The sequence below is a fragment of the Spirosoma arboris genome (assembly GCF_009754945.1).
Lineage (GTDB): Bacteria > Bacteroidota > Bacteroidia > Cytophagales > Spirosomataceae > Spirosoma > Spirosoma arboris.
Map to the genome: position 1 here is coordinate 19,142 of NZ_WPIN01000007.1, position 19,353 is coordinate 38,494.

The window sequence follows — 19,353 nt, forward strand, 5'->3', positions numbered from 1 at the left end:
AACTTATTGTTCCTTCGTTTGCAATTAACCTGTACTATGGAAAAAACAGTTTTAGCAGTCTCCCGGTTCACACCGGCTCTGCTGCTGGCAGTCGCTTTCAGCGGTGGCGTCCAAGCGCAACAGACAGTATCGCCGTCGCCAAAATCACCTAATAATGAGGTAAACGTCCGCATTATTGAGCGTAATGGCGATGAAGTTCGGGAAGTCGAACGCACGTATCGCATGGACGGCATGACCGATCCAGAACGCGACAAGATGGTTATGAAATTAGTTGATTCGCTCAAAGCTACCCGGAAAGATGGTCGTAAACGACAGATGACCATTATCGTGGAAGATAACGACGGCGACAGGGTCGTATCACGCAAGCGTATTAGCCCAGGTATGAAACGTATTCCGAGAGATGCCTATGTCCAACGTGGAAAATTGCCCAGAAATGACTGGGATCCGGGCAACAGCCAAACGTGGCAATACGATTTTAGACGGGGAACCGATTCCATGGCTGACCAGCTTCGTCGATTTAAATTAGAGTTTCCTAAAGATTTCGACCGGCAATTGATTCGTCCGTTTGAAGATTGGTCACGGAATTTAAATGGAAAACCTTCTACTATTCGAGGACTGGATGCATTCCCTAACAATCCTGATCGCGACCAATTAAATGTTCGCTTTACGGCACCAACCAAAGGCGACGTTAGCATTATTGTTACGAATCCCAAAGGGAAAGAAGTAGCGAAGCGTGAGATTAAAGATTTCTCGGGCGAGTTTGTTGGGCAGGTTGATTTAGGCAAGAAAGCACAAGGCATTTATTTCATTACGGTTACACAAAATGAAGACGGCGCGGTGAAACGGGTCATTGTAGAGTAGGAATTCGTGAAGTGGTGGAGTAGGTAAATGCAGTTGAGTCGTTGATTAATACCTATTCACTTACTCCACCACTTCACTAAAATCAAAAATAATTTGAAAAATTTAGTACTATGTATTGCAAGATACCAAACAAAACATATAACTTTGTAGTGTAAATAAAGCAAGAGGTCATGAAATCGTTAGTAGTTATCGGCATTTTACTAGTAGGTATCAGCAGTCAGGCGTTCAGTATGGGGCATCCACATAATATGTTTGCTGCGAGAAAACAATTGCGGGCTAAAGCATCTGCATCAGTATGCAAACCAAAAGTAACGTCGGCTATTGGTTGGCAGCATGCTGTGCAGATTACCAAAACAGAGATTAGCGAACGACTGCTGACGGCTCTGGCGCATGTGCGCCCAGCACGTTCCTATTAGTTTTCTGATTACCTTATTTCCTCAAGTATGGCCCACCGTGCCATAGCCTCTATTCAAAAGGCGCGGTATTGGTTTTTCGCTTCTCAGGCTTAATTAGCTCTGTTTACTTCCCCTCTATTTAGCAACCGTAACTGGTTGTCTCTCGTTTATTACTTCCGAATACACTCCAGTCTGCATTTCTGATGGTCCGATGTATACCAGCGGCACCATTTTTGTACCTTGTTCTATTGCCATTGCCCGAATGCATAGGTCTCTAGAGCAGTAAGGTCTGAATAATCAATCTTTTTTCATAGTCTGTACGGTAACGATTCAACAATACTGTCTTTGCCGTATAATAAAATACGCTGAATAACAGTTTACCTACCAGCTTATACGCTATGGGGTTTAAAAGAATTACTTTTCGATTTTAATTTTGTATTAATCCGCTACCAACAACAAGTATTCTACATTATTTCGTTGAAAATTTAGATAATTCAATGATGAGTGCCGGTTTTCGATAGGCTTTGGTTATTTTTATGGTTTGCCAGAAACTACCGTTAACTGACTTAGACTTTTTTACTTTCAGAGTGCCCATGCGGAACATCGCTGTACGACCAATTTTACTTGTCGGCCTCCTGTTCGTCAGTTTGTTATCAGCTTTTGGTCTAATGAGGCCGGGGCGTAGCTACTGGGCGAGGCATTCACATTCAAGATCTCACAAAGCAACGAAGGCCAGAGCTAAAGTCAAACGGCCGGCCCCTGCACCACTTCCAATTGTTGTTGCTTCACCTTATAAGTATGGAGTTGCGGCTGAAGGAATTGAGGTATTTACACTCCCGGATACCGGACGACGGTGGGTAGACAGTGTTTTCCAGACGCTGACACCGGAACAGAAAGTAGGTCAGTTTTTCATGGTAGCCGCCTTCTCTAACCGTCATGAGAACCATTATCAATACATTGATCATCTAATTCAGAACAATCATATTGGGGGACTGATTTTCTTTCAGGGCGGCCCTCATCGACAGGCTATTCTGACAAATCGGTATCAGGCTGAATCTAAAGTGCCGCTACTCATTGGTATTGATGGTGAGTGGGGACTTGGCATGCGTTTAGATAGTGCCATGGACTTCCCCAAACAAATGTCGCTCGGCGCTATTCGCGATAATGAATTGATTTATCGAATGGGCGCAGAAATTGGTCGGCAGTGCCAGCGATTGGGTATCCACATCAACTTTGCGCCCGTATCCGATATTAATAGCAATCCATCGAATCCAGTGATCGGCGTCCGCTCATTTGGCGAGGCAAAAGAGAACGTTGCGCTGAAAGCGTCGGCTTATATGCGTGGTTTGCAGCAAACGCATGTCATTGCTACTGCCAAGCATTTTCCTGGTCACGGCGATACGAATCTCGATTCGCACCATACCCTGCCAACCGTTAGTCGGTCGTCGGACGAGATGCGCGAGATTGATCTGTATCCATTCCGCAAACTTATCGCCGATAGCTTGATGGGCGTGGTGACAGGTCACCTGCATGTGCCCGTCATGGATAATACGCCTGCGCTGGCCGCAACCTTATCCGAAAAAATTGTCACGGAACTTCTCAAAAAAGAGCTTGGTTTCCGCGGTCTTGTTTTTACTGATGCGCTGAATATGGGGGGCATTAGTCGGTCGCCCAAGGCAATGGATGTGAATCTTCGGGCTCTAATCGCTGGTAATGATATTCTGCTGTACCCAGAGAATGTCCGCGAGGCTGCGGCAAATATTCTGAATGCCGTTCAGCAGGGTATTATTTCTCAGGAGTTTATTGACGAGAAAGTTAAAAAAATACTCCGGGCCAAATACTGGGCTGGGCTGCACCAATACAAACCCATTAACCTCGGTGGCTTGTCTGCCGAACTAAATTCTCCCGAAGCTCAGCTTCTAAAACAGGAGCTTTGCGAACAATCGGTAACAGTGGCCGATAATCAGAATAATTTACTCCCTTTAAATCGGCTGGATACATTGCGGCTGGCCTCTATCGCGATTGGTGCCGAACCGGGAAATGTATTTCAGAAGACGCTAAACCAATACGCTCCATTCCAGACACTTACCTTTCCCGAAAAACCTCTTTCCGAGGTAGATCTGACGAACATACTGGCCCAAGTTGGTGATGTAAACACAGTCGTCATTAGTTTTCACCGAATGAGTGAGTCTGCTGCCCGCCGATTTGGTATTACTAAACCTTCTCTCGATCTGATTACTCGCCTAAAGCAACGTGGTGCTAAAGTGATTGTCACAGCCTTTGGATCACCTTACAGTTTGCCGCATTTTGCCGATGCCGATGCCCTAGTTTGTGCCTATCAGGAGCTCGACGATATGCAACGAGTAGTTCCTCAGGTCTTGTTCGGTGGTTTGGGCGCACGAGGTATGTTGCCAGTTTCGACCTCGGGTGATATGAAAGTAGGCATGGGTCTCAAAACAAATCCTGAAGGCCGGCTATCGGTCGGAACGCCGGAGAGTGTTGGGATGAAATCGACCGTGCTAAATCAAATTGACGCCATTGCCCAGAGTGCCGTGAAAAATCATGTTGTGCCAGGTTGTGAGATTCTGGTAGCACGCAAAGGCAAAATCGTTTACAGCAAGAATTTTGGAGCTTTAACGTATGCCGCCGGTGCTGAAAAAGTGACCGATGAGACATTATATGATCTGGCCTCACTCACGAAGGTACTAGCCACCTTGCAGTCGGTGATGGTATTGTATGACCGCAAACAGATTGACTTAACGCAAAAGGCATCGTTTTACCTGCCAGAGCTTCGGAATACGAATAAGCAGAACATCACACTTCAGGATCTCCTTTGGCACCAATCCGGCATGGTGTCTTATTATCCAACAACCTGGGATCGCACCCGACTACCGGGCGGAGGTCTGAAAGCCCAATACTATTCGGCTACACAGGATAGTCTGCATACACTCCAAATTGCACCTACACTCTGGGGCGTTCCAGCCTTAAAAGATTCGGTCTGGAAGTGGGTGGTTCAGTCACCCATGTCGCGAAAAACTGATGAATCTGGGAGGCCTGCCTATGTGTATAGCGACCTGAATTTCCTGACATTACAGAAGATTGTTGAACGGGTTAGCAAGGAACCGTTAGACAAATTTGTCACAGAGAATGTCTATAAGCCACTAGGTCTGCACCAAATTGGCTTCACGCCTTTACAGCGTTTGCCCCACCCGCAATGTGCTCCTACGGAACAGGACACCTACTACCGAAATCAGTTGTTGGTAGGTACGGTGCATGACCAGATGGCGGCTGTACAAGGGGGTATCTCGGGGCATGCTGGTTTATTTGGTAATGCCCACGACATTGCCACACTTCTACAAATGAATCTTCAAAAAGGCGTTTATGGCGATCAGCGAGTTCTGAATCCAATGACGGTGCCTTATTTCACCCAAACGCTTAGTAACCGTAGCTTCCGGGCACTGGGTTGGGACAAGCCAAATCCCGAAAGCCCAAGCAGTGTATACATGGCACCTAAGGCGTCGGCCCGATCATTTGGCCACACCGGCTTCACGGGCAATGTAGTCTGGGTCGATCCAGACGAGGAGTTGATTTTTATATTCCTCTCTAATCGAATTTACCCGACTGCTGGAAATAACTCTATCAATACAACAAAACTCCGCCGACGGATTCATGAAGTGATTTATAGTGCCATCGAGTAGCAATTTCTTGATTAATCGGTACTATACGCTTATCTGATCAATAGTATAAAAAACCAAAATGCCACTTCATTAGTGAAGTGGCATTTTTATTGCGGCAGGTTTTAGACAAGTGTGTATTTCGCAAATCTAATGGGATGAATTTATTTTAATTTCTTATTATCCAAACACTTACACACGCTTCTATTCTGATATTATTGCTTGGTATACTTAATGAGAGGCAGGTTGCCGTCCCTATTTCAAGCATAAATGCATTAACTTTAGAGTCCAAAATAGATTCATTACTCAATTTTTTATGAAGGGACGTATTTTTTACTCCTACTTAGTGGCTTTACTGTGTATAGTTGGTCTATCAACTAGCAGTTTTGGGCAGACAATAACCAATGTCAATGTTTCCCCAAATCCAGTTTGTCCAGGCAATGGACTTACTATTACGTTCACAACCAGCACTTCATTTGCTGCCGGTATTGTATTTACAGCTTATTTATCTGACGTAACAGGCTTTATTTCTGCCAGTTCACCTAGTATAGGTAATGTTGCTGCTACGAAAGCAACTAACGGTACTATCAATGCGATTATTCCTTCGAGCACTGCAAATGGCTCTTTATATCATGTTCAGGTGGTTGCCAGTAACGCAGCAAAAACTAGCGGAACAAGTACCACGCCCTTTGCTGTTAATGCTCCTGCTGCTCCAACTGTAACAAATCCTACTCCCTACTGTGAAGGTTCAACAGCTCAATCATTGGCTGCCAATGCCACTGGACAAAATTTGAAATGGTATGGCACTAATCCTAATGGATCAGGATCTAATACGGCAACTATACCTAGCACGACTGCAACGGCTATATATTATGTCAGTCAGACTATAGGTGGTTGTGAGAGTTCAAAGGCGACTATTACGGTTACAGTTAAAGACACTCCTCCAGCACCAAGTACTACTCCTGTAGCTTATTGTGCAGGTCAAACGGCCAGCGCTTTAACTGCATCCCCGCAATCTGGAGCCGCTCTCAACTGGTATGGTACTAGCCAAACCGGAGGTACGGCTTCTTCGGTTTCTCCTGTTCCTTCAACAACAGCTACAGGGAGCACAACCTATTATGTTAGCCAAACACTCAATGGTTGTGAAGGGCCGCGTACCAGCCTTGTTGTAACTGTAAATGGCATTCCATCCTCTCCAACTGCCACATCTGCTGTTTACTGCGAAGGCTCACAGGCACAGCCCTTATCAGCTACTGGCCAGAATCTAAAATGGTATGGTACCAGCCAAACAGGAGGAACGGCATCAGGAACACCGACGGTCCCTAATACGACAATAGTTGGAACTACTCCTTACTATGTGTCGCAAACCGTCAATAACTGCGAAAGTCCACGAACTGGCATTCCCATCCTAATAAAAAGCACTCCTGCAGCCCCTGGCACGTCAGGAATTGAGTTTTGCCAAGGAGTCAGTGCCCCAACGTTGACAGCAACTCTGGTTGCCAATGCTACTTCGAACTGGTATGGTACTAACCAAACAGGGGGAACAGCTTCAAGTAGTCCACCTACTCTCTCCAGTTCTACTCCAGGGACTACACTTTATTATGTTAGTCAGACACTCAATGGTTGCGAAAGTTCACGCGCTAGTTCGAGCGTACGAATAAAAGTAACACCTAGTGCACCAAGTGTTAGTCCAGTTGCTTTCTGTAATAATAGTCCAGCTCAACCTTTAACGGCTACAGGTTCGAACCTAAAATGGTACGATGCGGCAGATGCTTCATTAGGCGGGGCACCAACACCTAATACGGGTACTGTTGGTAGCCAGACGTATAAAGTATCCCAAACAATCGAAGGATGCGAAGGAGCCAAGGCAACTATTACAGTCACGATCAATGCGATACCATCTGCCCCTGTTGGTACGTCTGCTGTTTACTGCGAAGGCTCACAGGCACAGGCCTTATCAGCTACTGGCCAGAATCTAAAATGGTATGGTACTAGCCAAACAGGAGGAACGGCATCAGGAACACCGACGGTCCCTAATACGACAATAGTTGGAACTACTCCTTACTATGTGTCGCAAACCGTCAATAACTGCGAAAGTCCACGAACTGGCATTCCCATCCTAATAAAAAGCACTCCTGCAGCCCCTGGCACGTCAGGAATTGAGTTTTGCCAAGGAGTCAGTGCCCCAACGTTGACAGCAACTCTGGTTGCCAATGCTACTTCGAACTGGTATGGTACTAACCAAACAGGGGGAACAGCTTCAAGCACTGCACCCGTCGTTTCTAATTCCACTATAGGCACTACGGTCTACTATGTCAGCCAGACCCTTAATGGCTGTGAAAGTCCACGTGCCAGTTTGAGTGTTCGAGTAAAAGCAATACCCAGTGCGCCTGGTGTAAGTCCTATTAGTTTCTGCAATAATGGTCCAGCTCAACCTTTAACGGCTACGGGTTCGAACCTAAAATGGTACGATGCGGCAGATGCTTCATTAGGCGGATCGCCAACGCCCAATACGGGTACTGTTGGTAGCCAAATCTATAAAGTTTCTCAAACTGTAGAAAGCTGCGAAGGGCCTAAAGCCAGTATTACCGTTACGATCAATGCAATACCGGCAGCTCCCACGGGCACCTCTCCTTCCGCTTATTGCGAAGGCACACAGGCCCAATCATTATCAGCTGTTGGCCAGAATCTAAAATGGTATGGTACTAGCCAAACGGGTGGCTCTGGATCGGGGAATGCGACTGTCCCCAGCACAGCAGCTTCTGCTATTGGAAGTGTCATATACTATGTGACACAAACGGTCAATGGCTGCGAAAGTCCACGAACGGGAATCTCCGTGCAGGTTAAAGATACACCCGATGCCCCTGGTACTTCGGGCATTGAGTTCTGTCAAAATTATAGTGCTCCAACGTTAACAGCAACCCTAGTCGCTAATGCCACTCCTAACTGGTATGGCACATCTGCGAGTGGTGGTTCGGCATCTGGCAATGCTCCTACCCCTTCGAATTCCTCAGTTGGGTCAACAGTTTATTATGTTAGTCAAACTTTGAGTGGTTGTGAAGGCCCCCGCGCAAGTTTGACGGTACGGGTAAAAAGTACACCCGGTGTACCCGGTGTAAGCCCAATTAGCTTTTGCAACAATAGTCAGGCACAACCATTGACGGCCAATGGCTCTAATCTCAAATGGTACGATGCTTCTGATAATTTGTTGGGTGGCACTCCTACCCCTGGTACTGGCTCTGTTGGTAATCAAACGTACAAAGTCTCGCAAACATCTGGAGAAGGTTGTGAAGGTCCTAAAGCAACTCTAATCGTTACGATTAATGCACTACCTGCCTCACCTAATATAACTTCCGTTAGCTATTGCCAGATCCAGCAGGATCAGCCTCCGCAGAATGTAACTTCATTAGCCTCGAATGCTAGCGGTCAGGCATTACGATGGTATAATACAGATGGTAATCAGTTTCCTAGTGCGCCTATTCCGTCAATTGATAAAGCTGGAACCCAGACTTATCTGGTCACCCAGACGGTGAATAATTGTGAAAGTGTTAGAACAGAAATAAAAGTCACCGTTAACACACTCGCTGCACCGACCACTCCCAGACCTCTGGTTGTTTATTGCCTTAACGACAAGGCAACCCCACTGGAAGCGGTTGGCGAAACAGGCAGTCAGCTAAAATGGATCGATCCCTATGGTAGGATTACCAATGATGCTCCTACGCCACTTACACTTAATACCAACGTTCAGCCAGGTGGCGACCCGTTCTACGTTTATCAGATTGGTGCCAATGGGTGCTACAGCCCTCGCGCCATCATCAAAGCAATCGTTACCTCACCGCCTACCCTGGGTCTGATGGCGCCAACAGCTAGTGTTAATTTGGGACAGCGAGCTCCTTTGCAATTGAAGTTTACCAGTTCTGGCCCCTATAGTTATACGCTCACCGGCGGTTACACAGGAATCTCTAACAAAGCCGATACAACCATCTCAGTATTACCACGCGGTAACACTATCTATCAGGTCGTAACGGTCTCAAATGGCTGTGGTGTGGGACTACCCGGCAATCCAGCAACGGCTCAAATTAATGTCATTGTCCCAACGGTTTCAACTGGTTCACTGGCAACAACGACCCTGTGTGCGGGTACATCGATTGCGGTCCCCTTTACAACAACAGGACAATTTACCTCCGGTAATACATTCCGAGTCGAGATGGTCAGTTTGGCAGATACCTCTAAAAAGTATGCTGTTACGGCAACAGCCAACAGCTCTCCCGTTGTAGGTGTATTACCTCTTACATTACCGAGCGGACAATATTCTGTCCGGGTGAAAGCCGACAATCCCGAAATAGCCATTACAGGTAGTAACAGTCCTACCCAGATGACGGTACGTTCGGTGGCGAGTGCAACACTGACAGGTACGCAGACTATTTATGAAGGTACTCCCGCTAATTTAACGCTGACATTTGCGGGTGATGGGCCGTGGACCGCAACCTATGCCGATAGTCTTCGCTCCTACTCTGCCACAACGTCCACGAGCCCATATGTTTTCGAAGCACGGCCAGCTCGGACAACGATTTACCGTCTGACAAACGTTACGAATACTTGTGGTAATGGACCAATTTCGGGGACTGCAACCATTACGGTAGCACCCTTATTGGGTGTAGACGATAACTCTCTTGACCCGCTGGTAAAAGCCTATCCAGTTCCTACCCAAACAATACTTAGGGTAGAATTAGATTTACCATTAACTCATGATGCAGCGACATTATCGCTTATTGATGCAGGAGGTCGGCCTATTTTGCAGCATAGCACGCGCAAACAGCTCAATGAACTTGACCTAACTACACAGCCTAACGGTTTGTATTTCCTACGTATACAGGTTGGCGACCGGCAAACGGTTCGTAAGGTATTGAAACAATAAAACAGCGGTAAATAGGTAAGTGATCACTTACCAGCCCCTCTTATGCCCGACGAATACTTTATGGAACTAGCGCTTGGCATGGCAGAAGAAGCCGCCGACAATGGCGAAATTCCTGTTGGTGCTATCGTCGTTTGCCGTAATCGAATTATTGCCAAATCTCGCAACCAAACCGAACAGTTGACCGATGTAACGGCGCATGCCGAGCTTATGGCCATTACTGCAGCGGAGCATTATTTAGGCAGTAAATATTTGACTGATTGTACGTTATACGTAACCTTAGAACCCTGTGTGATGTGCGCGGGCGCTTTATTCTGGGCTCAGCTTGGCCGATTAGTAATCGGCGCAAACGATCCCAAGCGAGGCTATAGCCGTATGCAGCCATCAATATTACATCCAAAAACTCGACTCGAAACTGGTATATTAGCCGACGAAAGTCAGGCATTACTGGCAAAGTTTTTTAATCGTCTAAGAACATAATTTGAAATCGGCTTGTTAACCCAACCGAATAATCTTACATTCTAACTAATCAATACAATGGCTTTTGTATTAGATCCGCTTCCTTACCCCAGCGATTCGCTCGAACCGAATATTGACAAGCAGACCATGGAAATTCACCACGGCAAGCACCACAACGCTTACGTGACGAACTTGAATAATGCCATTGCAGGCACTGATCTGGAGAATAAATCCATCGAAGACCTGCTGGCCAGCGTGAGCAAAGCACCGGTTGCTGTTCGTAATAATGGTGGTGGTCATTATAACCACACGCTTTTCTGGAATACAATTTCGGGTAATGGTGGTGGCCAGCCAACAGGTACGTTGGCCGAGGCTATCAATCAGAAGTTTGGCTCGTTTGATACGTTTAAAGAAGAATTTACCAAAGCAGCAACCACCCGTTTTGGCTCCGGCTGGGCTTGGTTGATTGTAACGCCTGAAGGTGAATTAGCGATCACCTCATCGCCCAATCAGGACAATCCATTAATGGATATTGCCGAAGTAAAGGGCTTCCCCGTTATTGGGCTTGACGTTTGGGAGCATGCTTATTACCTGAAATATCAGAATCGTCGACCAGACTATATTGCAGCCTATTTCAATGTAGTTGACTGGAGTGCCGCCGAAAAACGGTATCAACAAGGCAAGCAGGCGTAATAATAAGTATGATGAATGATGAATGATGAATGATGAATGATGAATGATGTGCAAAAAATAATTCATCATTCATCATTCATCATTCATCATAAATTTTTATCTTTGCAGTCTCAAAATGGTGATTGTAGCTCAGTCGGTTAGAGCGTCGGATTGTGGTTCCGAAGGTCGCGGGTTCGAGCCCCGTCTTTCACCCTAGATCAAGGCCCTGATACTATCAGGGCTTTTTTCGTTTATTTGCCTGATTTTTATACATCTATGATCTGCAAGAATCAAGACCTTTTCCCTTTGATCCTGCTGGTCAATCTTTACTATTTGCTTTACAGCTATAAAATGATATTTTTGTTGATATATTTCCTTAAAACCTTAAACAAAGTAATCGTATTTCAGTTCTGAGAATAGGTTATATAGCAAAGGAAACAGGTTATTCTCAATTGATTCCAGCTTTGTTTAACTGAATTTACGATAGACCAGTCATAGCGTTTAGTCGTATCAATATCATCTTATGAGTACGTATTCAATAAGAGATTTAGAGCAGCTTTCGGGCATAAAAGCCCATACATTACGAATCTGGGAGCAACGATATGGCATTATTTCCCCCCAGCGTACCAATACCAATATTCGAGCTTACGACGACCAAGACCTGAAGCTGGTTCTTAATATTTCTTTGTTAAAAGATCATGGCTATAAGATTTCGGAGATCTCGAAACTATCTCCCGATGAGTTGTATAGGGAAGTAATTAAAGTTTCGGATCGACAAATTACGTATCCCGATCAGATTCAAGCACTCACTCTTGCTATGATTGATCTGGATGAGGATCGGTTTGAGAAAATTATTAATACCAATATCCTTCAATTTGGATTCGAAAATACGATGATTCACATCGTTTATCCATTTTTGAATCGTATTGGTACATTGTGGGTAACGGGGTCAGTCGGGCCAGCGCAAGAGCATTTCATTACAAATCTGATTCGGCAGAAACTTATTGTTGCTATAGATGGCATAGGCAAGCATAGCGCAACAGGTAAAAAATACCTGCTTTTTCTACCAGAGGGAGAATTTCACGAAATCAGTTTATTATTTGCAAACTATATTATTCGGGCTCGTTCTAACAAGGTCATTTATTTAGGGCAGAGCCTGCCATTCGAAGAATTAGTATTCACTTATGAGCGACATAAGCCTAATTATTTATTTACTGCGCTGACATCACATCCATCAAATCATGAGGTTCAGCCTTTCGTAAACCGTCTGGCCAACAAATTTTCGGATTCACAGGTAATTATGACGGGCTATCAGGTAATAGGCCAAGACATTGAGACACCAGATAATGTGATGATTATCAATAATATTAATGACTTGGTGCGAATTGCAACAACTTAATCTCTGCCATTAACTTACAACTCACTTTGCGTAAAGGTCAACGCCCGCCGTTCTGCGTATGTATGTTCGTCGCGGGAAATTTGAAAACCAACGTGACCTCCCAATCGGGGTGTTTCCAGAAAGATAGATTTGTGGGATTCTGCCAACCAACCCGGCGAACATTCTGGTGATAGTAATGGGTCATTCTGCGCATTTAGCAGCAACGTTGGTGTAGTAATACCAGCCATGAAATTAACTGCCGATGCCTGGTTATAGAAATCCTCAGCATCGGAGTAATTATTAACCGGAGCCGAAAAAAACTCATCGAAATCTCGCCATTTCTTTACGTATTGTAACTTGCTCATGTCTAACTGGTCGGGGAAACGACTAGCCTTCTGACTTAGTTTGACAACAAGTTTTTTCATAAACCGATTGCGGTAGAACCGATTAGCCAGTCGGTCAAGTAGAACCGCACTTGCACCTAAATCGGTTGGCGCTGAGATGGCAACACCTCGTTTTATTACATCAGGAAGCTGCTTGCCATGAACACCAAGGTATTTCAGTGTAATATTCCCTCCCATGCTATAACCAATCAACGCGACTTCGGTATACTGTTTTGTTCGTAACGCCTGATTAATAACTTCCCCCAAATCACCAATTTCGCCGTGATTATACAATCGGAACGCGCGATTCATTTCGCCACTACAGGAGCGGCAATTCCAGGCCAATACATCGTATCCCTGTTGGGCAAAGAGTTTCGCCGTACCCAGCATATATTGGCGACTACTATCCCCCTCTAATCCGTGCGTCAGGATAACCAGCCGATTTTGTCCTTTGTCAATCCAATCCAGATCAACAAAGTCACCATCGGCCAATGTCAATCGCTCGCGCTCATAAGAAACGTCTGTCACTTTACGCGTGAGGCTGGGAATAATGGTTTGTAAATGACCATTATATTGATAAGCTGGTGGACCGGGGTAAGCAGAACGAATTAGCGGCATATTAACCAAACAACGGATACATTTACGTCGTTGTTCCAGTACAAACCATAGTCATGCATATTGCCAAATACATTTCCGTCATCATTGCCAGCACAATTAAATTCGTTGGAGGGCCTCTTTCGGGTGTCACACTGGGGTTGACATGGCCCGAAACGGCAATTTGCACAACCCTGGGAATGATGCTAAGTGTTGTGGTGGTTACGTATGCAGGAGCAGCCCTACAAGCCCTTTGGCAGCGCTATCGTCCCAGTACGTCTAAACGATTTACAAAACGCACTCGCCTGGCAATTCGCATCTGGAAACGAGCTGGTATGGCTGGTATTGCTCTGTTAACTCCCTTGATTCTGACGCCTATTGGAGGAACTATAATTGCCATTTCATTTGGTGTCAAACGTGGACAATTACTCCTTTACATGTTCGTTAGTAGCGTTTTGTGGGCAGTAGTTCAAACGCTTGCCTTCTACCAGATTCCGGGGCTGAAGGGGATTTTTGGTTAGTCATGAGTTGGTGAAGTAGTGAAAGTAAGAGAAGTAGGTGAAGTAAGTATCCGAAGCATCAAGTGTTTCTTTTCCTTACTTCACCTACTTCTCTTACTTTCACTACTTCATCGACTTACTGTTTGTGGCGGTGCTGCAGTTGATTTTTTACGAAAATCCCCTTGGGAGAAATACTTTTCGATCAGGCAATACATCAGAATAAAGAAGTATCGGCTGCCCATTTCTTTAATCTTAAGCTTTGACTCGCCGTATTTCCGGTTTGTCCAGCTATTAGGCACTACGGCATAAGTATAACCGCGTACGATAGCCTTCAGTGGCAGTTCGACGGTTAAATTAAAGTGAGGGGATAGAAATGGTTTTATACCTTCGATCGTCTCACGTTTATAGAGTTTGAAGGCATTAGTCGTGTCGTTGTATTTAATGCCCATTACCATTCGGACAATGAAGTTGGCGATACGGTTGATAAATTTCTTTAACTCAGGATAGTCGATCACTTTACCATCTTTTCCCCAGCGCGAGCCAAACACCGCATCGACATTCGTCTCCTGCATTTTACGGTAGAATTTCACTAAATCTTCCGGATCATCCGACAAATCGGCCATGAATACGGCTACACAATCGCCCGAGAATCTTTCCAGACCGTAACGTACTGCGTACCCAAATCCATTTGGGCCGGGATTCGTATAATAGACCAAAGTCGGAATTTCTGTTGCGGCTAACTGCTCCAGCACCTTCAGTGTGCCATCTTTTGAGTTGTCATTTGTAACGCAGATCTCATGAGGAACGCCGTGTTTAGCCAGCGTTTGATAGAGTATTCGTAGCGTTGGCGGCAACGACTCTTCTTCATTATAAGCAGGAATAACAACGCTTAATTTCATATTCGGTCATGTGCAGGAAAAATCCGCAATAGGAGTTAATGCAGCCCAAATCACCTATCGATGTGGCAAAAGGCGCAACGTACTATAGAGTTTAGCTACTGGCCCTGGCACAATATAATTTCTAATTACATCTTTTGCTTTGTCCCAACTAGGTTTTGCCATATAAAGATACTTGAATGCCAGCCGCGCCCGACGAAAATAACTATCCTGATATTGTTTGGCATCCAGCATCATTCGGTAATAACGGGCCATATTACGGCGCAGAATGCTGTTATAGCGATAATCAAGTTCCCGATTAATATCGCTGTACATTTGAATGCGATTACGCAGAAAGGTCTCATTCTGGTAATTATCATGAAAACTTGCCCCGGCGCGATTCTTCCGATACACGGACATGACCTCAGGAATATAGCCAATCTTACCGAGTTTAGCTTTTAGGATCAATCTTGGAATGTCACCACTCGACGACTCCCGAAACCAGGTCGGATACTCCTTAATACTATTCCGGTACATAGTACTCGACGTAGCCATAAACCAGATTTCATCTTCGCCTATGAGGTCATCAACCGTATAAAACGGCTTCATATCATCGCCATTGAGTACGTGAGATGGGCTACCATCCTCATAGGTAATCAATGCATTATGAAAGGTCATTGAATAGTCCGGATGGGCATCCAGTAGATCGGCTTGCTTCTGAAGTTTCAAGGGGTTGGTTAAATAATCGTCCCCATCAATTAAGGCGTAATATTCGCCTTTAGCCAGCTTCAGTGTCTCCAGAAAGTTAATTCCGCCATTTTTACCCATGTTGTGCGGATGCAACACGCCAATAACCAGGCCGGGATACTGGCGTTCGTATTCCTGAATAATCTCCCGTGTACCATCGGTCGAAAAGTCATCGCCAACTAATATTTCAATAGGAAATGTCGTCTTCTGCGCCAAAACACTATCAATAGCTTCGCGGATGAATTTCTTCTGGTTATACGTGATAATCAGGACACTAACTTTTATCATAATAGTCTGTAGTAAGGAATAAGCTAGGAGGCATCAGAAAAGTTTCCTCTTCAGCACCTCCTAGCTTATTCCTATTACCTTGCTTTTATACAGTTACTTCTTTAGCCGATTGAATCTGGGCTTTCCAACCCTGAGGTTCATCTTTTTCGGCAGGTTTTGCCCAAGGGTCGTAGAACGGCAGTATGGCCACCCATCGTCCAGCTGGATCATCCCAACTGAAGCGGTCAGCAAAGCTCGATGGACTAACCCAGTGTGGCAGGTCATAGCGAAATAAAATCATATCCCCCATATCCTGATAGCCCTCGGTTTCAACAATATGATCGTTGATCACATAGCCTGTACCGCCTGAATTGTAGTCCTTTCTATATTGGTTCAGTGCCAGAATAGTACCAACTTTTTGTGGATTAAGTGGATGCCAGTGCCGCCCGAAGAAACTGCCTCCTAATGGGTAGTGTGTTACTTGGGGATGGAAATAAGGCTGTCCCTTACGGATACCATATTCTTCGTTATTACCAGTCAGGTTATTCCAAAACTGACGCATTGGGTTAAAAACGCCCATCAACGTCTGTTGCGTCGGTTCCTCAAGGTCTAGAATGGCATCGAAGGTATGGTCATGAAACAATTGCGGGGCTTGCTGAATCTTGGCAATGTGCAATCGTTGCTTGTGCTGATTATTATCGAATGGATCGGGAGCTGTGGCCAGAGGAGTCTTAGATGCCCAGGTATGCGTAGCCTCAATAACACTACGAAGTGTCTCTTCTGGAATACCCGTTTTGATAATAACAATATTTGGCTCGTTGACTAACCGCATCACCTCTTCATACGGAATCTCAGGCACGATCTGGCCATCCTTGAATTGAGCGTCAACTTTTATGATATATTTTGCTACTTCTTTCATGGTTATTCGCTTACTGATTTGGTACAAATTAGGCAGCTACCTACATAAAATGCAAATTCCACTACCCTGATTTTAATCAGTTTTTGATTGAGTGGCATAGCCAAATCCAGATGCACCAAAGCCGTTTCCGTTATAGAACATAACCCATTGATTCTGATGCGGAAAAATGTGACAATAGTCCATCATCATTGAGTCCCAGCCTTCAGTCGATCGTTCAATACCAGCGAGTTCGTCTTTTCGTACCCACTCGACACCATCTTCCGATTCGGCATAGCCAATCCGATAACTACGCTGAACATCGGTTCGATAGTTGGTTGCGTTCCGATAGGAAAAATACATTTTGTACAAATTCCCATCCTTATAAACGGTTGGTCGACCAATGGCATCGGTAAATTCGTCGTAGCCTACGCAAACGTGTCCTGTGCGTTCCCAATGAATCCCATCTGCCGACTCTGCATATTTTACGTCGTAGAAAGGTTCAGGATGCCCATGAATCACCTCGATTTTGGTGCAGGACAGATACCACATCCGCCACCGAATAGAGCCGTCAGCCTGCTCTTCCCGGATAACGCAGGGTTGTGCCACCCAAACCTGATCGAAAATGTAACGGTCGAGCAATGGCCCGGTAAATTTCCGCTCAAACGTCAAGCCGCCATCCTTACTAATTGCCAGGCCAATACCAAGCCGGTAGCTAGCCGTTTCGCTTTTATTCCAGCCGGTATAGTATAACCAGATTTCGTCACCTACGGGCAAAAACCACGAAGGCATCGTTCCCGTTTCGTCAAACATACCCACTTCCCCTTTTGATAAGCAGGTCTTATCGTGAACATAAACGACTTCGGAAAGATTGTCGGGATTCAGTTCAACAAATGACACTGCCGATGAAATGTTCTCATCGCGTGTGGAGAAATAAACGCGCAACTTATCCTTCATCGGATAGCCAAACGGAACCTGTGCGTGGGTTCGACTGAATGGTTGCGAGCCATCAGGTTTATAAATCAGTCCTTTTTTTTGCCAGATCATCAAATTCAGGTATTGTGTACAGTTTCAATTTCGTAAAACCGCAACTTATTTTACTGGAGACAGACGTGCAGCCATACTATCATGAATCTGGCTCATTGTTTCTTTCAAATCGAATGTCCAGTCCCAACCAGGGTAATGTTGTTTAAATTTGGTCAGGTCAGAAATGTACCAGATATGGTCACCACTCCGGTTGGTTTCCGAATATTGATAATTCATTTTATTGCCCGAAATTTCTTCACAAAGAGCAATTGCCTCGATCATTGAGCAATTCGCGTAGCGGCCACCACCAGCATTATATACTTCGCCTGGACGTGGATTTTGATAGAAATGCCAGAACATATTCACCAAATCCCAGCTATGGATATTGTCGCGAACCTGTTTGCCCTTATAGCCAAAAATGGTGTACTGGTTTCCGGTGATGGCGCACTTCATGAGGTACGAAAGGAAGCCGTGCAACTGCGCTCCCGAGTGATTCGGCCCAGTTAAGCAACCTCCCCGGAATACGCCGGTATTCATCCCAAAATAGCGACCATACTCCTGCACCATAATATCGGCAGCTACTTTCGACGCCCCAAAGACCGAGTGTTTCGTATGATCAAGGCTCATGTGCTCGTCAATACCATTCTCGAAATAAGGGTGGTTATGATCGATTTCCCAGCGCGTTTCGGTCTCGATCAACGGCAGATAATTAGGATTATCTCCGTAAACTTTGTTTGTAGACGTGAAGATAAAGACGGCTTCGGGGCAATGAAGCCGGGTCATCTCAAGCATGTTGAGTGTTCCTACTGCATTTACGCCAAAGTCGGTAAACGGCTCACGGGCGGCCCAGTCGTGGCTTGGCTGTGCAGCTGTATGTAACACCAATTTAATATCGGTGCCAAATTCCTTAAAGATTACTTCCAGTTGTGGCACTTCCCGAATATCGGCGGCACGGTGCGCGTAGTTCGAATAGGTTTCGGACAAACGATTGCGGTTCCATTCTGTCGAGCCATCAGCTCCAAAGAAGTACTGCCGCATATTATTATCAATTCCGACAACGAGGTCAAATTTATCAGCAAAAAAGGCAACGGCTTCACTACCAATCAAACCAGCGGAACCCGTAACTAGTGCAATTTTCATATAGTTATTCGTGCGTCAAGGCGGTTTTCTAACAAAATAATACTCTTTTCAAATTCAGTTTGACTGAACAAAGTAACGCAAAAATTTACACTTACATGTCTTTCCGGCACTTTACATTGACGATCAGACAATGCTTTTTAGCCAATGGTCAGACAAAATAAAAGCGATGAATCAGCAGTTATTTGCTGATTCATCGCTCTAAATGCCCTTAGTCAATCCTTATTACAGACTCTGAGTAGTATTATGAGGTCCAAACAATTTCTCACGAATCTTCTGCGCCTTTGCATCAAGCTCAGGGTTGGCCGTGTATGTATATTTTGATTGAACAGCTGCCGAATCTTTACCTTTTCCGTAAACTTCAGCATCTCCAGCCTTATAGTCGGAACGAAAATCTTCTGCCCGGTAGTCTGTTTGACGAATGGAGTTATACTTTTGATAGTCGCACGATGCCAGCGACATCACCACTACAGCCAACAAACCTATATTGAATACGCGTTTCATAGCCACTTGATTACGAATTGATTCGACAAAAATAAGAAACAGTCGTTAGCCAACACTCGATAGCTGTCAGT

At 45.2% G+C, this 19,353-nt stretch carries 15 protein-coding genes and 1 tRNA gene; 9 read left to right on the forward strand and 7 right to left on the reverse strand.

Annotated features, from left to right (window positions below; translation table 11 throughout):
- Positions 1-36: 36 nt before the first annotated feature.
- The 8 genes from GO755_RS19050 (at position 37) to GO755_RS19085 (ending at position 12,375) form a co-directional block, all read left to right on the forward strand.
- Entirely contained in the window at positions 37-861 is an 825-nt protein-coding gene (locus GO755_RS19050; protein ID WP_157586896.1) for a T9SS type A sorting domain-containing protein, read from the forward strand.
- Between the two features lie 170 nt (positions 862-1,031).
- Positions 1,032-1,277 (forward strand): hypothetical protein, encoded by a 246-nt coding sequence (locus GO755_RS19055; RefSeq protein ID WP_157586897.1) that lies wholly within the window; start codon positions 1,032-1,034, stop codon positions 1,275-1,277.
- A gap of 572 nt (positions 1,278-1,849) precedes the next feature.
- The gene (locus tag GO755_RS19060) at positions 1,850-4,954 is read left to right on the forward strand and encodes a glycoside hydrolase family 3 N-terminal domain-containing protein (RefSeq protein ID WP_157586898.1); all 3,105 of its coding nucleotides are present in this window, start codon (positions 1,850-1,852) and stop codon (positions 4,952-4,954) included.
- A gap of 292 nt (positions 4,955-5,246) precedes the next feature.
- Positions 5,247-9,848 (forward strand): Ig-like domain-containing protein, encoded by a 4,602-nt coding sequence (locus GO755_RS19065; protein ID WP_157586899.1) that lies wholly within the window; start codon positions 5,247-5,249, stop codon positions 9,846-9,848.
- Positions 9,849-9,890: 42 nt separating this feature from the next.
- Complete coding sequence (locus GO755_RS19070; RefSeq protein ID WP_157586900.1) at positions 9,891-10,325, forward strand: nucleoside deaminase; 435 nt, start codon at positions 9,891-9,893, stop codon at positions 10,323-10,325.
- Between the two features lie 57 nt (positions 10,326-10,382).
- Entirely contained in the window at positions 10,383-10,997 is a 615-nt protein-coding gene (locus GO755_RS19075) for a superoxide dismutase (protein WP_157586901.1), read from the forward strand.
- A 117-nt stretch (positions 10,998-11,114) separates the two neighbouring features.
- A tRNA-His gene (locus tag GO755_RS19080) sits at positions 11,115-11,190 on the forward strand.
- A gap of 309 nt (positions 11,191-11,499) precedes the next feature.
- Positions 11,500-12,375, forward strand: coding sequence for a MerR family transcriptional regulator (locus tag GO755_RS19085; RefSeq protein WP_157586902.1), 876 nt, complete (start codon positions 11,500-11,502; stop codon positions 12,373-12,375).
- Positions 12,376-12,389: 14 nt separating this feature from the next.
- On the opposite strand, the gene GO755_RS19090 is transcribed toward GO755_RS19085, so the two are convergent.
- On the reverse strand, positions 12,390-13,355 hold the full coding sequence (locus GO755_RS19090; RefSeq protein WP_157586903.1) for a YheT family hydrolase: 966 nt from the start codon (positions 13,353-13,355) through the stop codon (positions 12,390-12,392).
- 53 nt (positions 13,356-13,408) lie between these two features.
- On the opposite strand from GO755_RS19090, the gene GO755_RS19095 reads away from it, so the two are divergent.
- Positions 13,409-13,852, forward strand: a complete 444-nt coding sequence (locus GO755_RS19095; protein WP_157586904.1) for a hypothetical protein — start codon at positions 13,409-13,411, stop codon at positions 13,850-13,852.
- A gap of 107 nt (positions 13,853-13,959) precedes the next feature.
- On the opposite strand, the gene GO755_RS19100 is transcribed toward GO755_RS19095, so the two are convergent.
- The 6 genes from GO755_RS19100 to GO755_RS19125 form a co-directional block, all read right to left on the reverse strand.
- Positions 13,960-14,730 carry a glycosyltransferase family 2 protein gene (locus GO755_RS19100; RefSeq protein ID WP_157586905.1) on the reverse strand — a complete coding sequence of 257 codons (771 nt, stop codon included), beginning with the start codon at positions 14,728-14,730 and terminating at the stop codon, positions 13,960-13,962.
- Positions 14,731-14,784: 54 nt separating this feature from the next.
- On the reverse strand, positions 14,785-15,741 hold the full coding sequence (locus tag GO755_RS19105) for a glycosyltransferase family 2 protein (RefSeq protein WP_157586906.1): 957 nt from the start codon (positions 15,739-15,741) through the stop codon (positions 14,785-14,787).
- A gap of 85 nt (positions 15,742-15,826) precedes the next feature.
- Positions 15,827-16,639, reverse strand: a complete 813-nt coding sequence (locus GO755_RS19110) for a hypothetical protein (RefSeq protein WP_157586907.1) — start codon at positions 16,637-16,639, stop codon at positions 15,827-15,829.
- Between the two features lie 72 nt (positions 16,640-16,711).
- Positions 16,712-17,659: a glycoside hydrolase family protein gene (locus GO755_RS19115; RefSeq protein ID WP_317165923.1), complete on the reverse strand. Its 948-nt coding sequence runs from the start codon at positions 17,657-17,659 to the stop codon at positions 16,712-16,714.
- 48 nt (positions 17,660-17,707) lie between these two features.
- Positions 17,708-18,781 (reverse strand): NAD-dependent epimerase/dehydratase family protein, encoded by a 1,074-nt coding sequence (locus tag GO755_RS19120; RefSeq protein ID WP_157586909.1) that lies wholly within the window; start codon positions 18,779-18,781, stop codon positions 17,708-17,710.
- 222 nt (positions 18,782-19,003) lie between these two features.
- Positions 19,004-19,282 carry a hypothetical protein gene (locus GO755_RS19125; protein WP_157586910.1) on the reverse strand — a complete coding sequence of 93 codons (279 nt, stop codon included), beginning with the start codon at positions 19,280-19,282 and terminating at the stop codon, positions 19,004-19,006.
- Positions 19,283-19,353: the final 71 nt, after the last annotated feature.

Bases quoted from the DNA above. Each gene is read 5' to 3' on its own strand.
- GO755_RS19050 (WP_157586896.1), top strand. From the start codon at position 37: ATGGAAAAAACAGTTTTAGCAGTCTCCCGGTTCACACCGGCTCTGCTG.
- GO755_RS19055 (WP_157586897.1), top strand. From the start codon at position 1,032: ATGAAATCGTTAGTAGTTATCGGCATTTTACTAGTAGGTATCAGCAGT.
- GO755_RS19060 (WP_157586898.1), top strand. From the start codon at position 1,850: ATGCGGAACATCGCTGTACGACCAATTTTACTTGTCGGCCTCCTGTTC.
- GO755_RS19065 (WP_157586899.1), top strand. From the start codon at position 5,247: ATGAAGGGACGTATTTTTTACTCCTACTTAGTGGCTTTACTGTGTATA.
- GO755_RS19070 (WP_157586900.1), top strand. From the start codon at position 9,891: ATGCCCGACGAATACTTTATGGAACTAGCGCTTGGCATGGCAGAAGAA.
- GO755_RS19075 (WP_157586901.1), top strand. From the start codon at position 10,383: ATGGCTTTTGTATTAGATCCGCTTCCTTACCCCAGCGATTCGCTCGAA.
- GO755_RS19085 (WP_157586902.1), top strand. From the start codon at position 11,500: ATGAGTACGTATTCAATAAGAGATTTAGAGCAGCTTTCGGGCATAAAA.
- GO755_RS19090 (WP_157586903.1), bottom strand. From the start codon at position 13,355: ATGCCGCTAATTCGTTCTGCTTACCCCGGTCCACCAGCTTATCAATAT.
- GO755_RS19095 (WP_157586904.1), top strand. From the start codon at position 13,409: ATGCATATTGCCAAATACATTTCCGTCATCATTGCCAGCACAATTAAA.
- GO755_RS19100 (WP_157586905.1), bottom strand. From the start codon at position 14,730: ATGAAATTAAGCGTTGTTATTCCTGCTTATAATGAAGAAGAGTCGTTG.
- GO755_RS19105 (WP_157586906.1), bottom strand. From the start codon at position 15,741: ATGATAAAAGTTAGTGTCCTGATTATCACGTATAACCAGAAGAAATTC.
- GO755_RS19110 (WP_157586907.1), bottom strand. From the start codon at position 16,639: ATGAAAGAAGTAGCAAAATATATCATAAAAGTTGACGCTCAATTCAAG.
- GO755_RS19120 (WP_157586909.1), bottom strand. From the start codon at position 18,781: ATGAAAATTGCACTAGTTACGGGTTCCGCTGGTTTGATTGGTAGTGAA.
- GO755_RS19125 (WP_157586910.1), bottom strand. From the start codon at position 19,282: ATGAAACGCGTATTCAATATAGGTTTGTTGGCTGTAGTGGTGATGTCG.